Annotated in this window: 14 protein-coding genes, 1 tRNA gene and 1 pseudogene; 10 read left to right on the forward strand and 6 right to left on the reverse strand. The window is 69.6% G+C overall.

Annotated features, from left to right (window positions below; genetic code table 11):
• Window positions 1-106 precede the first annotated feature (106 nt).
• From A7A76_RS02360 to A7A76_RS02395, 8 genes are all read left to right on the forward strand, one after another.
• Window positions 107-808, forward strand: coding sequence for an HvfX family Cu-binding RiPP maturation protein (locus tag A7A76_RS02360; protein ID WP_206409689.1), 702 nt, complete (start codon window positions 107-109; stop codon window positions 806-808).
• Between the two features lie 117 nt (window positions 809-925).
• Window positions 926-1,348, forward strand: coding sequence for an EF-hand domain-containing protein (locus A7A76_RS02365; RefSeq protein WP_206409690.1), 423 nt, complete (start codon window positions 926-928; stop codon window positions 1,346-1,348).
• 99 nt (window positions 1,349-1,447) lie between these two features.
• Entirely contained in the window at window positions 1,448-2,305 is an 858-nt protein-coding gene (locus A7A76_RS02370) for an HvfB family MNIO-type RiPP peptide maturase (protein WP_206409691.1), read from the forward strand.
• Entirely contained in the window at window positions 2,298-3,086 is a 789-nt protein-coding gene (locus A7A76_RS02375; protein WP_206409692.1) for an HvfC family RiPP maturation protein, read from the forward strand. The genes A7A76_RS02370 and A7A76_RS02375 overlap by 8 nt, the downstream gene beginning before the upstream one ends.
• Window positions 3,083-3,730, forward strand: coding sequence for a ferric reductase-like transmembrane domain-containing protein (locus A7A76_RS02380; RefSeq protein ID WP_206409693.1), 648 nt, complete (start codon window positions 3,083-3,085; stop codon window positions 3,728-3,730). The genes A7A76_RS02375 and A7A76_RS02380 overlap by 4 nt, the downstream gene beginning before the upstream one ends.
• Before the next feature lie 25 nt (window positions 3,731-3,755).
• Window positions 3,756-4,313, forward strand: a complete 558-nt coding sequence (locus tag A7A76_RS02385) for a thioredoxin family protein (protein ID WP_206409694.1) — start codon at window positions 3,756-3,758, stop codon at window positions 4,311-4,313.
• Window positions 4,314-4,598: 285 nt separating this feature from the next.
• Complete coding sequence (locus A7A76_RS02390) at window positions 4,599-5,339, forward strand: response regulator (protein WP_206409695.1); 741 nt, start codon at window positions 4,599-4,601, stop codon at window positions 5,337-5,339.
• Window positions 5,336-6,691 (forward strand): sensor histidine kinase, encoded by a 1,356-nt coding sequence (locus A7A76_RS02395; protein ID WP_206409696.1) that lies wholly within the window; start codon window positions 5,336-5,338, stop codon window positions 6,689-6,691. Before A7A76_RS02390 ends, A7A76_RS02395 begins: the two co-directional genes overlap by 4 nt.
• 8 nt (window positions 6,692-6,699) lie before the next feature.
• On the opposite strand, the gene A7A76_RS02400 is transcribed toward A7A76_RS02395, so the two are convergent.
• The 4 genes from A7A76_RS02400 to A7A76_RS02415 all read right to left on the reverse strand — a co-directional run bounded on the left by A7A76_RS02400 (window position 6,700) and on the right by A7A76_RS02415 (window position 9,726).
• Window positions 6,700-7,728, reverse strand: coding sequence for a saccharopine dehydrogenase family protein (locus A7A76_RS02400; RefSeq protein ID WP_206409697.1), 1,029 nt, complete (start codon window positions 7,726-7,728; stop codon window positions 6,700-6,702).
• Window positions 7,729-8,046: 318 nt separating this feature from the next.
• Window positions 8,047-8,256: a hypothetical protein gene (locus tag A7A76_RS02405; protein ID WP_206409698.1), complete on the reverse strand. Its 210-nt coding sequence runs from the start codon at window positions 8,254-8,256 to the stop codon at window positions 8,047-8,049.
• Window positions 8,257-8,512: 256 nt separating this feature from the next.
• Window positions 8,513-8,600: transfer RNA gene (locus tag A7A76_RS02410), tRNA-Ser, on the reverse strand.
• A 103-nt stretch (window positions 8,601-8,703) separates the two neighbouring features.
• Window positions 8,704-9,726, reverse strand: coding sequence for a LysR family transcriptional regulator (locus A7A76_RS02415; protein ID WP_206409699.1), 1,023 nt, complete (start codon window positions 9,724-9,726; stop codon window positions 8,704-8,706).
• A 124-nt stretch (window positions 9,727-9,850) separates the two neighbouring features.
• Here A7A76_RS02415 and A7A76_RS02420 point away from each other — a divergent pair, with 124 nt between their 5' ends.
• Window positions 9,851-10,429, forward strand: coding sequence for an FMN-dependent NADH-azoreductase (locus A7A76_RS02420; RefSeq protein WP_206409702.1), 579 nt, complete (start codon window positions 9,851-9,853; stop codon window positions 10,427-10,429).
• A 154-nt stretch (window positions 10,430-10,583) separates the two neighbouring features.
• Here the strand turns inward: A7A76_RS02420 and A7A76_RS02425 are convergent, their stop codons facing one another.
• Window positions 10,584-10,958, reverse strand: coding sequence for a hypothetical protein (locus A7A76_RS02425; protein ID WP_206409700.1), 375 nt, complete (start codon window positions 10,956-10,958; stop codon window positions 10,584-10,586).
• Window positions 10,959-11,069: 111 nt separating this feature from the next.
• The gene (gene serS / locus A7A76_RS02430) at window positions 11,070-12,362 is read right to left on the reverse strand and encodes a serine--tRNA ligase (protein WP_206409701.1); all 1,293 of its coding nucleotides are present in this window, start codon (window positions 12,360-12,362) and stop codon (window positions 11,070-11,072) included.
• A 168-nt stretch (window positions 12,363-12,530) separates the two neighbouring features.
• Here serS and A7A76_RS02435 point away from each other — a divergent pair.
• A pseudogene (locus tag A7A76_RS02435) lies at window positions 12,531-12,798 on the forward strand (hypothetical protein); the annotation flags it as partial.

Raw genomic sequence — 12,798 nt, forward strand, 5'->3', positions numbered from 1 at the left:
ACCGCGACATTAAGCGACAAAAACGCCGCCGCTCCGACACGTTGCCGATACCCCGCCGCTGCGAAATAGCGCCACACCCACCGGGCGCCATTTCCAGGAGCGAATCATGCGGCCTTCCAGCGTTTCTCCCGCCATCTCCACCCAGTTGTTCTCGCGCGTCGACTCGGCCGGCGCCTGGATCGCGCCGGCCGCGCTGCGCGCGCTGCTGGCCTGGGAATTCGTCGAATCGGGCCTGGAGAAGTTCAACGGCGAGAACTGGTTCGCCGAGCTCGGCGACAAGTTCCCCTGGCCGTTCTCGCTGCTCGGCGCCGACGCCTCGTGGTTCGCCGCGACCTGGCTGGAGCTGATCGGCGGACTCGCCCTGCTGATCGGCCTGGGCACGCGTTACGCCGCGTTCGCGCTGTGGGTGCTGACCGTGGTCGCGATCCACGCGGTGCACTGGCCGGACCAATGGTCGAGCCTGTCCGAACTGTGGCAGGGCTATGCGATCAGCGACCAGGGCCACGGCAACTACAAGCTGCCGCTGATCTATCTGGCGATGCTGTTGCCGCTCGCGCTCGGCGGCGGCGGGCGGCTGAGCCTGGATCACCTGATCGCGCGTTCGTTCGGCTCGCGCGGCGGCGCCGCGGTCGACGCCGCCGCCGACCGCCGCACCTGGGCCTTGATCGCGCTCGGCTTCGGCCTGCCGACCGCGCTGTTGCTGCCTTGGTTCGGCGCCGCCTTGATCGCTTTGGCCGCGGCGCTGGCGCTGACCGCGCAGTGGCGCAGCGCGATGCCGCCGCGCAACGCCGCCGCGGTTCGCGGCTGAGGCCGACGCGCTGCGACGCGCTCGGCCGCGTCCCTCCCTGTTGCGTCCCCGTTCGTTTCCGCGCCGCCGTCGCGGCGCGCTTTCCCGCGGCTCGTCCGCACCTTCTGGAGAACCACCATGTCGCACACCACCCACGCTCGCCGCAACACTGCCGCCCGCACCCTCGGCCTGCTCGGCGTCGCCCTCGGCGGCGGCCTGCTGCTGACCGGCCAGGCCTTCGCTTCGCAGCCGCTGGCCCAGGGCTATCTCGTCTCCGCCGGCCACGCCGCCAAGGCCGCCGAAGGCAAATGCGGCGAGGGCAAGTGCGGCGAAGAGAGCTTCGCCAAGACCGACGCCAACCACGACGGCAAGGTCTCGCGCGAAGAGTTCGTCGCCCGCGCGCCGGATCGCGCCGCCGAGTTCGACACGATCGACAAGAACCGCGACGGCTCCATCTCGCTGCCCGAAGCGCTGGAGTCGGTGAAGGCCGCGCGCAAGGCCGCCGGCAAGTCGGTCGGCGAAGGCAAGTGCGGCGAGGGCAAGTGCGGCGGCAAGCGCTGAGCCGCGATCGGCCGCTGCGCACCGACTGATCCATCGCCCCTTCCCTCCCCCACGGGAAGGGGCTTCCTGCCCACCCCGGCCACGCACGCGAGAGTTCCCATGACCGCAACCCCCGCCCCGATCCGCGCCGGCCTCGGCCTGCGCCGCGCGCTGCAGCCGCAGCTCGCGGCGATGGACGACGGCGCCGTCGATTTCCTCGAATGCGCGCCCGACAACTGGATCGGCGTCGGCGGCCGCGCCGGCGCGGCGCTGGCGCAACTGGCCGCGCGCTTTGCGCTGACCTGCCACGGCCTGTCGCTGTCGCTGGGCGGCAGTGCGCCGCTGGACTTCGACCTGCTGCGCCGCACCCGCGATTTCCTCGATCGCCACAACGTCGCGCTGTACAGCGAGCACCTGAGCTATTGCAGCGACGACGGCCATCTCTACGACCTGCTGCCGATCCCGTTCACCGACGAAGCCGTGGGCCACGTCGCCGCGCGCATCCGCCAGGCCCAGGACGCATTGGGCCGGCGCATCGCAGTGGAGAACGTGTCCTACTACGCGGCGCCGCACCAGGCGCTGGCCGAGATCGATTTCATCCTCGCGGTGCTGGCCGAAGCCGATTGCGACCTGCTGCTGGACGTCAACAACCTGCAGGTCAACGCCCACAACCACGGCTACGACGCGCGCGCCTTCCTGGCGCGGCTGCCGGCCGCGCGCATCGCCTCGCTGCATATCGCCGGCCATTACGACGATGCCAGCGGGCTCAAGATCGACACCCACGGCGCGCCGGTGCGCGACGAAGCATGGCAGCTGCTGGCCGAGGCTTACGCTCGCTTCGGCGTGCGGCCGACCTTGCTGGAACGCGACTTCGGTTTTCCGCCCTTGAGCGAGCTGCTGGCCGAGGTCGAACGCATCCGCGCGCTGCAAGCCGCCGCCGAACGCGCGCCCGAACGTGCGCAGGCCGCCCATGTCTGAGCGACTGCGCCGCCAGCAATTCGCCTTGACCCGGCATCTGCGCGATCCGCAGCGCCACGCGCCGCCGCCGGGCATCGAGGAGCGCCGCCTGCGGATTTATCGCGAACTGTTGATCGGCTCGATCGACGGCCTGCTCGCCGGCGGTTTCCCGGTGCTGCGCGCGACGCTGGGCGAAGACGCCTGGCGCGACCTGGTGCGACGCTTCTTCGCCGCGCACCGCTGCGCCACGCCACTGTTCCCGCAGGTCGGCGGCGAGTTCGTCGAGTTCCTGCACAGCGGCGGCAGCTCGGTGCCCGGCGCGCCGTGGCTGGCCGAGCTGGCGCATTACGAGTGGGCCGAGGCCGCGCTGCTGTCCTGCGACGACGCCGCGCCCGCGCACCGCGCCGACGGCGACCTGCTCGAAGGCGCGCCGCTGCTGGCGCCGTGGGCGTGGCCGCTGGCCTATCGCTGGCCGGTGCACGAGATCGGCCCCGAACTCCAGCCAGGCAGCGCGCCGGAAGCACCGACCCTGCTGCTGGTGCACCGCGACCGCGACGGCGAGGTGCGCTTCGCGCAACTGGCGCCGCTGTCGTATCGCCTGCTCGATTCGCTGCGCACGCAGCGGCGCAGCGGCGCCGACCACCTGCGCGCGCTCGCCGCCGAAGCCGGCGCGCCCGCCGAGGCCCTGTTCGCCGACGGCCGCGCCGCGCTCGAATCGTGGCGCGCGCAAGGCGTCGTGCTCGGCGTCGCTGCCGACGATTTCGACCTCTCCCCAACCCGCGCCGCCAGGAGCCATCCATGACCCCGCCCCGTCCTTACTTCAGCGGCTGGCCGCTGTGGAGCCTGATCGCCGTCGCCGTGCTGGCGATGACCGGCCTGAGCATCGCCTCGCAAACCGATCTGGTCGAAGGCGTGCACAGCGCCGTGCGCGCCACCGCGCGCAGTTCCTTCGCCCTGTTCCTGCTGGCCTTCACCGCTTCCGCCCTGGCCACGTTGCTGCCGGGCGCGACCAGTGCCGCGTTGCTGCGCGAGCGCCGCTACATCGGCCTGGGCTTCGCGTTCTCGCATCTGGTCCACGCCATCGCGATCTACGCCTACGGCCGGCTCGCGCCGGAGTTCTGGCCCGGCCGCACCGGCCTGGCCAATGTGCCGGGCAGCATCGGCTACCTGTTCCTGCTGGCGATGACGGTCACTTCGTTCAAGCCGGTCGCGCGGCGCATGAGCGCGGGCGCCTGGAAGCGCCTGCATACCGCCGGCATGTGGGTGCTGGCCGCGGTGTTCGCGCTGTCCTACTTCAAGCGCATCCCGATGAATCCGGCCTACGCCTTGCCGTTCGCGCTGCTGATCGCGGCGGTCGCGGTGCGGCTGGTCGGCAAGCTCGCGCTGAGCCAGAAACGCCGCCGGCGCGCGTCGGCCGCCGCAGCGGTCGCGCCTCACCTGTCCTGATCCGTCCCGTCCCAGGAGCCCCGCCATGCCCAAGACCCCCATCGCGATCAAACCGCTGCTGCTGGCGCTGAGCCTGTGCCTGGGCGCGGTGGCCTGCACGCCCGGCGCGCAGGCCGAACCGGTGCAGCCGAGCGCGCGCCAGCCGGCGCCGCCGGCCCCGGATTTCCAGGACATCCACCGCTGGATCAACAGCCCGCCGCTGCGCATGAGCCAGCTGCGCGGCAAGGTGGTGCTGGTCGAGTTCTGGACCTACGCCTGCATCAACTGCCTGCACGTGCAGCCGCACGTCAACCAGTGGCATCGGCGCTACGCCGGGCAAGGCCTGGCCGTGGTCGGCGTGCACACGCCCGAATACGATTACGAGCATCTCAGCGGCAACGTCCAGGCCGCGGTCAAGCGCCTGGGGATCGAGTACCCGGTCGCCCAGGACAACGACTACGCCACCTGGAACGCCTACGGCAACCGCTTCTGGCCGGCGCTGTACCTGATCGACCGCGACGGCCGCATCGTCTACCGGCATTACGGCGAGGGCGATTACGAGCAGACCGAGGCGATGATCCGCGAGTTGCTGGCGCAGCGCTGAGCTGCCTCGGCGCCCCCAAAGCCCCAAAAGCCCAAAAGCCCCAAAAGCTCCAAAACCCCGTCATTCCGGCGAAAGCCGGAATCCATTTCGACTTTGCGCCCACGTTACGCGTGTCGTGGATATCCAACGCAAGATCAAAATGGGTTCCGGCTTTCGCCGGAATGACGGGAAATGGGGGGATGCCGCATTCCCCGACTGCGCCCTCGTCCTGCAGGGCATCGTCGTCCGCCATCGTTCCGCCCCACCCGAGTGCATAATCGCCCGCAACGCTCCATCGGACCGGCCATGAAACCCAGCGACCACATCCTCATCGTCGACGACGACCGCGACATCCGCGAGATGGTCGCCGACTACTTGCGCAAGAACGGCCTGCGCGCCAGCACCGCCGCCGACGGCCGTGAGATGCGCGCGGCGCTGGAGGCGCAGGACATCGACCTGATCGTGCTCGACCTGATGCTGCCCGGCGACGACGGCCTGGTGCTGTGCCGCAACCTGCGCGCCGGCCCGCACAAGGCGATCCCGGTGCTGATGCTGACCGCGCGCGACGACGCCACCGACCGCATCGTCGGCCTGGAGATGGGCGCCGACGACTATCTGGCCAAACCGTTTTCGCCGCGCGAACTGCTGGCGCGCATCAACGCGGTGATCCGGCGCACGCGCATGCTGCCGCCGAACCTGCGGGTCAGCGAAGCCGCGCGCCTGATCGCGTTCGGCCGTTGGCGCCTGGACACCACCGCGCGCCACCTGCTCGATGCCGAAGGCACCGCGATCGCGCTCAGCGGCGGCGAGTTCCGCCTGCTGCGGGTGTTCCTCGACCATCCCCAGCGCGTGCTCAGCCGCGACCAGTTGCTCAACCTCACCCAGGGCCGCGACGCCGAGCACTTCGACCGCTCCATCGACCTGCTGGTCAGCCGCCTGCGCCAGCGCCTGCAGGACGACGCGCGCGACCAGTCCTACATCAAGACCGTGCGCAGCGAGGGCTATGTGTTCTCGCAGGCGGTCACCCTGGTCGGCGAAGGCGCATGAGCGCCGCCGGCGCCGGTCCCGGCGACGCCGCGCCGCGGCGCGCGCGCGGCTGGCTGCCGCGCAGCATGGCCTCGCGGCTGTACCTGATCCTGTTCGCCGGCCTGGCGCTGGCGCACACGCTGTCGTTCTCGCTGCTGTTCTACGAGCGCTACGTCACCGCGACCTCGATGATGCTCGGCAACCTCGAGCTGGACGTGCGCACCGCGGTGGCGATGCTCGACCGCCTGCCCGCGGACGAACGCGCGCAGTGGCTGCCGCAGTTCAAGCGCCGCACCTATCGCTACCTCCTCGGCCCCGGCGAACCCGGGACGCCGCAGCTCAGCGAGCGCGCGCAGGATATTTCCCGGATGGTCGGCGACGTGCTGGGTTCGCGCTACCCGATCCGCACCGAAACCGTCGAGCGGCGCCCGGAGCGCTTCCAGATCCACCTCACCCTCAGCGACGGCCGGCCGCTGACCATCGAGGTGATGCCCTCGACCATGCCGATCGCGCAATGGCTGCCGTATGTGCTGGCCGCGCAGCTGGCGCTGCTGGTGCTGTGCGCGTGGCTGGCGGTGCGGCTGGCGACGCGGCCGCTGGAGCAATTGGCGCAGGCCGCGCAGGCGCTGAGCCCGGCCAGCGGCGGCAAGCGCCTGGGCGAAACCGGGCCGACCGAGGTCGCTCAGGCCGCGGCCGCGTTCAACGCCATGCAGGACCGCATCGCCGCTTACCTGCGCGAGCGCCTGCAGATCCTCGCCTCGATCTCGCACGACCTGCAGACCCCGATCACGCGCATGCGCCTGCGCACCGAGGCGATGGACGAATCGCCCGAACGCGCGCGCCTGCTCGACGATCTGGAGCAGATCCAGCACCTGGTGCGCGAAGGCGTGGACTACGCCCGCAGCGCCCACGGCACCGCGGAACCGGCGATCCGGCTCGACCTCGACGCCTTCCTCGACAGCGTGGTCTGCGATTACCAGGACACCGGCAAGGCGGTGACCCTGTCCGGCCGCGCCGGCGCGCCGCTGGTCGCGCGCGCGCACGCGCTGCGGCGGGTGGCAAGCAATCTGATCGACAACGCGGTGAAGTACGCCGGCGCCGCCGAGGTCGAAGTCGCCCGCTGCGACGACGGCGGCTTCCGCATCGACGTGCTCGACCGCGGCCCCGGCATTCCGGCCGAGGAACTCGAGGCGGTGATGCAGCCGTTCTACCGCCTGGAAGCCTCGCGCAACCGCGACACCGGCGGCACCGGGCTGGGCCTGGCCATCGCTCAGCAGCTGGCGTCGTCGCTGGGCGGGCGCTTGAGCCTGTCGCAGCGCGACGGCGGCGGGTTGCGCGCGTCGCTGTGGTTGCCGGCGCAGGGGCGGGACTGAGGCGCGCTTTACTCCTCGCCCAGATACAAGCGCAACGGCTCCGGCGCCAGCGCAGCGAGAAAGTCCGCCGCATCGAACGCATCGCCCGCGGCGCGCACGCCGACGCCGCGGCAACGGCCGTCGAGCACCCGCTCCATCGCCTCGACCAGCAGCGGCGCGGTCACCGCATAGATGTCGCGGCCGTGCGCGCCCAGTCGCCGCACCTGCGCGCCGCGCCGCACCGAAGCCTCGATCGCGAACACCTGTGCCGAGCGGCCGCTGGCGTCCGCGGCGACCGGCGCCGGCGTGTGCAGGTCGCGCACGTCGCGCAACGAGCCTTGGTCCAGATAGGCCATCGCGCTGGCGATGTTCAGATGGCGCGACCACAGCGCGATTTCGCTCATCGGCACGGCGGCGACCGGCTGCGCGCCGAACGGCGGCGGGAACGCCCAGTCGCGCTGCGGCGGCGGGCTCGGCAGTTCGGCCAATGCGCCGCGCTCGATCACCAGCCGCTTGGCCGTGTTGCGCGCGCCGGTGATGCGCGTGCCCGCGGTCGGATGCCAACCGTCCAGCGCTACCGCGACCTCGACCGCATCGGCGCGATCCCAGTCCCCCATCGCCGCGGTCGCGAGCAGATCGCCGAGCCCGCCGTAAAACGCCATCGCCGGAATCACCGCGATTTCGGCCGCGCGCGCCGCCGCGTCGTAGCGTTCGAACGCCGCCAACACCGGCTGCTGCTCGGCGGCGGTGTCGAGGTAGGCAATGCGCGCGCGCAAGGCCGCTTCGATCAACGGCGCGGCGGTGTCGGAAAACGGACCGGCGCAGTTGAGCACCGCGGCGCAGCCGGCCAGGGCGGCATCGAGCGAGGCCGGATCGTCGGCCCGGGCCACGCGCGTTTCGCTGTCCGGCCACGCGGCCGCCGCCTGCGTCAGCCTGACGGGATCGCGCCCGCACAGCCGCGGCCGCCAGCCGCGCTCGCGCAGGCGCGCGACGACGAAGCGGGCGGTGTGGCCGTAGGCGCCGAAGACGGCGATGGGGTGAGTAGTGGTTACCGTCATTCTGTACAGTCCATTCGATCGCGTTAGCTGCAATTGCAACCGAAAAGATACTGCTGTGCTGTCGAAATATTTAGCAATCGCCTGTGCTCACGAACTCGGCGCCGAGCATCCAACCCGAACGCAATGCACCACTACGCCTCCGGTTCAAACGACTAGCTGTGCACACTCATTTCAGGCCGTATGTTGCGATAACGAAATGCCGAATGTTTCAAACACGCAACCTATACGGGTACATGGAAGACAGAATCGCCTTTCGATCACGAACGAGCAGCGACCCACTTCATTGACAGCCGAAACCGTGGCCGGATATGACCGTTCTCAGCGTTCAAGCTGCCAACAAGCGGGCAATAGACAAGCAACAATGCTTGTTAAATCAAGAAAATTTTCGCAAATCCCTGCCTGATTTCGCTCGACCTCTAAGCCCACACATTCTGAATCGGATGGCCGCGTCAATCCTGCAGCTGTCTGGTAACTGCCGATCGAACCGGCATCAACAGAAACAGGGGAAATGAAGATGTCCAGATTCATCATCAATCAAAATGCCCAGACCAATGGTGATCATGAAGTCCACAATGCAACTACAGGCTGCTCCCACATGCCTGCTTTGGCCAGCCAGATAGACTTGGGCTATCACTTGAATTGCCACGCCGCCGTTCGGGAGGCGAAAAACCGCTGGCCTAACAACAGGATCAATGGCTGCTATTACTGTTGCAATGCATGCCATACGAGCTAACGCTCTGGAACCACTCAAGCGTCCGGCCTGCATCGTTAGGCGAACGAAACTTGGCGGAAGCGGTGGGATTCGAACCCACGAAAGGTTTCCCTTTGCCGGTTTTCAAGACCGGTGCCTTCAACCGCTCGGCCACGCTTCCACGTTCAACTTCCGATTTGCTACTGGGCGCTATCAGGGTTGCCTTTAATTCGGACTGCCCTTAGCGGCGACGCGCCCGGCCTTGCGCCGGGCGCGGCATTGTCTCACGCCTGGGCCGGTACGCCAGCGCCCTTGTCGGCCTTCTTCGCGCCCTTGCCGTCGCGCCCGGAGATGCTGTCGGGGCACGGGCCGCCGCCCTTGATGTCGCTGCACTGCAGGCGCGCGGATTCGACCAGCGACGGCGCCTTTTCGGCGAGAAAGTCGATGAACACCCGCACCGCCGGCAACAGGCCGCGGCGCGAGGCGAACACGGCGTGGAAGATGCCCTGCGGCAGGCGCCAGTTCGGCAGCACCACTTCCAGTTCGCCGCGGCGCACGGCTTCGGCGCAGACGGTTTCCGGCAGCAGGGTGATGCCCACGCCCTGCTCGGCCAGCGCCATCAGCATCGGGAAATCGAAGCCCATCACCCGCGGCTTGAGCTCGACCTTGCGCACTTCGCCGTCGGGGCCGTGCAGTTCCCAGCGCTGGCGCGCGTCGTCTTCGCTGATGCTCAGGGTGACGTGCTCGGACAGTTCGTCCGGATTGCCCGGGCGTCCCATGCGGTTGAGGTACTTCGGGCTGGCCACCAGCAGCTCCTGGATCTGGCCGAAGCTGCGCATCACCAGGCTGCCGTCGTCGTCGAGCTTGGAGCGCACGCGCAGGGCCACGTCCACGCCCTCGTTGATGATGTCGACGCGGCGGTTGCTGACGTGCAACTGCACCCGCACCTGCGGGTACTTGGCCAGGAATTCGGGCAGCAGCTTGGGAATCTGCTGCTGGGCCAGGCCGACCGGCACGCTGACCCGGATCACCCCGCGCGGCTCGGCGCTGAGGCGGTCGACCACTTCGCGCGCGGCCTGGGCCTCGGCCAGCATCGACTGGGCGTGGCGGTACACGCTGTTGCCGACTTCGGTGACCGCGAAGCGGCGGGTGGAACGCTGCAGCAAACGCACGCCCAGGTCGGTTTCCAGCTGGCTGATGCGCCGGCTCAGGCGCGACTTGGGGATTCCCAGCGCGCGCTCGGCGGCGGCGAAGCCGGCGTGGTCCACGACCATCGCGAAGTAGTACAGGTCATTCAGATCGTGCATGACGATAGTTCCAAAATTAGAACAGCGAGTGATATTGAACCAACTTTATCCCATTGTCGCAACGATCCAGACTTTGCCTCAACGCGGCAACGCCCGCATCCCGACGACCCGGCGAGGTTCCGACATGAAGCTCCTGCACATCGATTCAAGCGCCTTGGGCGCAAATTCCGTGACTCGCGAACTCAGCGCCGCGGTGACGGCGCGCTGGCAGGACGATCTGCCGGGCCTGCGCGTGGAGCACCTCGACCTGGACGCCGACCCGATCCCCCATCTTACCGGCCGTTCCCTGGCAAAGGACGATCCGGCCGAAAGCGAGCGATCCGAGCGCATCCTGCAACAATTCCTGCAAGCCGATGTGATCGTGATTGGCGCGCCGATGTACAACTTCGGCATTCCTTCGACGCTGAAAGCGTGGATCGACCGGGTGGCGGTCGCCGGCAAGACCTTCCGCTACACCGCCGACGGCCCGGAAGGCCTGGCCAAGGGCAAGAAGGCGATCGTCGTCAGCGGCCGCGGCGGCCTGCACACCGGCCAGCCGAGCGATTTCCAGGAGACTTATCTGCGTCACGTGCTGGGCTTCATCGGCGTGACCGATGTGGAATTCGTGCGCGCCGAGGGTGTGTCGTATTCGCCCCAGCACCGTGCCGACGCGCTCGCGGCGGCGCATGCCTCGATTCCGCGGCCGCAGCGCCTGGCGGCCTGAGCCCACCCGCCTGGGCCCGCTCGTCTGAGCTCAGCCGCCTGGGCCCGGCCGCTCGAATCCGCAGCGCACCGGCCCGGCCGGCAGCTTCGAAGCAGTCTTCCGGCGCTCCCTCCCCCACGCCGGCATTGGCCGGGCCCCGACGGGCCCGGCTTTTTTATTCGGCCGGCGCTGGCGTCGGCGCGGCCCCGGGCTGCGCCCGCAGCACCCAACGCCGGCTCAGCCAAAACCCGCACAGCGTCGCCGCAGCGAAAGCCGCCGGCAACGACAGCACGATCAGGAAAAAGGCCGCATCGTCGAGTTCGCCGCCGGCCGCGGCGATCGCGCCCCAGAGCAGCGCGAGCGATGCGATGCCGATCGACACGCCGGCGCCGACGCCCAGCAGCGCGCGCCCGAACAGGCGCGCGTTCGCCAGCGGCTCGGCGCGTCGGCGATTGGCCCGGCCGAGCGCGGCGTACTGCACCGCCGACCACAGCGCCAGGGCGAGCAGGATTTTGGCGGCGACGACGAAAACGAAGAAGAACGATTCCATGCGACGACCCTGCGTGGTTGTCCGCGGCGCGGGCGGCCGCCGCGCACCCGCTCCGTCAGGCTCCGCCGCGCCCGGCTCGTCCGCAAGACGGCGCGCCGGGGCCGGGCCTGCTCAGGCCAGCACCTCGGCCCCGCCCATGTAGCGACGCAGCGCCTCGGGCACGGCGATCGAACCGTCGGCGTTCTGGTAGTTCTCCATCACCGCGATCATCGCCCGGCCGATGGCCACGCCGGAACCGTTGAGGGTGTGCACCGGCTCGGGCTTGCCGGTGGCCGGGTTGCGCCAGCGCGCCTGCATGCGCCGGGCCTGGAACGCCTCGCAGTTGGAGCACGAGGAGATCTCGCGGTAGCGGTTCTCGCTCGGCAGCCACACTTCCAGGTCGTAGGTCTTGGCCGCGGCGAAGCCCATGTCGCCGGTGCACAGCAGCATGCGCCGGTACGGCAGGCCGAGCGTTTCCAGCACCACCTCGGCGCAGCGGGTCATGCGCTCGTGCTCGGCGTAGCTTTCTTCCGGACGGGCGATGGTCACCAGCTCGACCTTCTCGAACTGGTGCTGGCGGATCATGCCGCGGGTGTCGCGGCCGGCGCTGCCGGCCTCGGCGCGGAAACACATCGAGTGCGCGGTCATGCGCAGCGGCAGCGCGTCGGCCTCGACGATCTCGTCGCGCACCACATTGGTCAGCGGCACTTCCGAGGTCGGGATGAGATAGCGCTTGCTCGCCGCCTCGCCCTCGCCGACCACGGTCGCGAACAGGTCGTCCTCGAACTTGGGCAACTGGCCGGTGCCGCGCATCGAGTCGGCGTTGACCAGCAGCGGCACGTTGGTTTCCTGGTACTCGTGCTGCTCCACGTGCAGGTCCAGCATGAACTGGGCCAGCGCGCGGTGCAGCCGGGCCAGGCCGCCGCGCAGCACGGTGAAGCGCGCGCCGGACAGCTTGGCCGCGGTTTCCGCGTCCAGCCAGCCGTGACGGGCGCCGAGCTCGACGTGGTCCTTGACCGCGAAATCGAACTCGCGCGGGTTGCCCCAGCGGTGCTGCTCGACGTTGCCGCTTTCGTCCGGGCCCAGCGGCACCGCGTCGTTGGGCAGGTTGGGGATGCTCAGCGCCAGCGCCTCGATCTCGGCCTTGATCTGGTCCAGGCGGACCTCGCCGCGCTTTTGCTCGTCGCCGGAGGCCGACACCTGCGCCATCAGCTCGGCGGTGTCCTCGCCCTTGCTCTTGCGCTTGCCGATCTCGGCCGACAGCTTGTTGCGCTGGGCCTGCAGCTCCTGGGTACGCACCTGCACCAGCTTGCGCTCGCTCTCCAGCGAGACCAGCGCGTTCGCGTCCAGGGCGTAACCACGGGTGTTGTGGAGGCGGGCGGCGACTTCGGCGGGCTGCTGGCGCAGCAGGTTCGGATCGAGCATGGCGTGCCGGTATGGGGATGCGTGGCGGGAAGAACCGCAGATTATCGCGTCGCGCGGGCTTTTTCGCGAATCGCCGCGTCCGCGCGCGCGGCGCCGGCCGGCGCGGCGCGGCATTTCGTTGCAGAATGCACGCCATCCCCCGGATCGGATCTGCGAGCCTGCCGCCCTATGTCGACGCCCTCCCCCGCACCGCGCCGTTCCTTCGACCTCGCCGCCTGGGTTCCGTCGGGCAAGGCCTGGCTGTGGGTCGTGGGCGCTTTCGCGATCGGGCTGGCGCTGTTCGCCTGGGTGTGGCAAAGCAACCGCGGCCGCAGCGACGGTTTCTACCGCGCCGACGGCACGCCGCCGACCAGCGAGCAGCCGTTCTACGCGCCGCTGCCGGCCCCGGCGCCCGCCGACGGCACGGCCGGCCCCGCGCCGGCCCCGCAGCAGGTGC

Origin of the sequence: Lysobacter enzymogenes, from assembly GCF_017168095.1 — a bacterium.
GTDB lineage: Bacteria > Pseudomonadota > Gammaproteobacteria > Xanthomonadales > Xanthomonadaceae > Lysobacter > Lysobacter enzymogenes_D.

Bases quoted from the DNA above. Each gene is read 5' to 3' on its own strand.
- A7A76_RS02360 (WP_206409689.1), top strand. From the start codon at position 107: ATGCGGCCTTCCAGCGTTTCTCCCGCCATCTCCACCCAGTTGTTCTCG.
- A7A76_RS02365 (WP_206409690.1), top strand. From the start codon at position 926: ATGTCGCACACCACCCACGCTCGCCGCAACACTGCCGCCCGCACCCTC.
- A7A76_RS02370 (WP_206409691.1), top strand. From the start codon at position 1,448: ATGACCGCAACCCCCGCCCCGATCCGCGCCGGCCTCGGCCTGCGCCGC.
- A7A76_RS02375 (WP_206409692.1), top strand. From the start codon at position 2,298: ATGTCTGAGCGACTGCGCCGCCAGCAATTCGCCTTGACCCGGCATCTG.
- A7A76_RS02380 (WP_206409693.1), top strand. From the start codon at position 3,083: ATGACCCCGCCCCGTCCTTACTTCAGCGGCTGGCCGCTGTGGAGCCTG.
- A7A76_RS02385 (WP_206409694.1), top strand. From the start codon at position 3,756: ATGCCCAAGACCCCCATCGCGATCAAACCGCTGCTGCTGGCGCTGAGC.
- A7A76_RS02390 (WP_206409695.1), top strand. From the start codon at position 4,599: ATGAAACCCAGCGACCACATCCTCATCGTCGACGACGACCGCGACATC.
- A7A76_RS02395 (WP_206409696.1), top strand. From the start codon at position 5,336: ATGAGCGCCGCCGGCGCCGGTCCCGGCGACGCCGCGCCGCGGCGCGCG.
- A7A76_RS02400 (WP_206409697.1), bottom strand. From the start codon at position 7,728: ATGACGGTAACCACTACTCACCCCATCGCCGTCTTCGGCGCCTACGGC.
- A7A76_RS02405 (WP_206409698.1), bottom strand. From the start codon at position 8,256: ATGAATCTGGACATCTTCATTTCCCCTGTTTCTGTTGATGCCGGTTCG.
- A7A76_RS02415 (WP_206409699.1), bottom strand. From the start codon at position 9,726: ATGCACGATCTGAATGACCTGTACTACTTCGCGATGGTCGTGGACCAC.
- A7A76_RS02420 (WP_206409702.1), top strand. From the start codon at position 9,851: ATGAAGCTCCTGCACATCGATTCAAGCGCCTTGGGCGCAAATTCCGTG.
- A7A76_RS02425 (WP_206409700.1), bottom strand. From the start codon at position 10,958: ATGGAATCGTTCTTCTTCGTTTTCGTCGTCGCCGCCAAAATCCTGCTC.
- serS (WP_206409701.1), bottom strand. From the start codon at position 12,362: ATGCTCGATCCGAACCTGCTGCGCCAGCAGCCCGCCGAAGTCGCCGCC.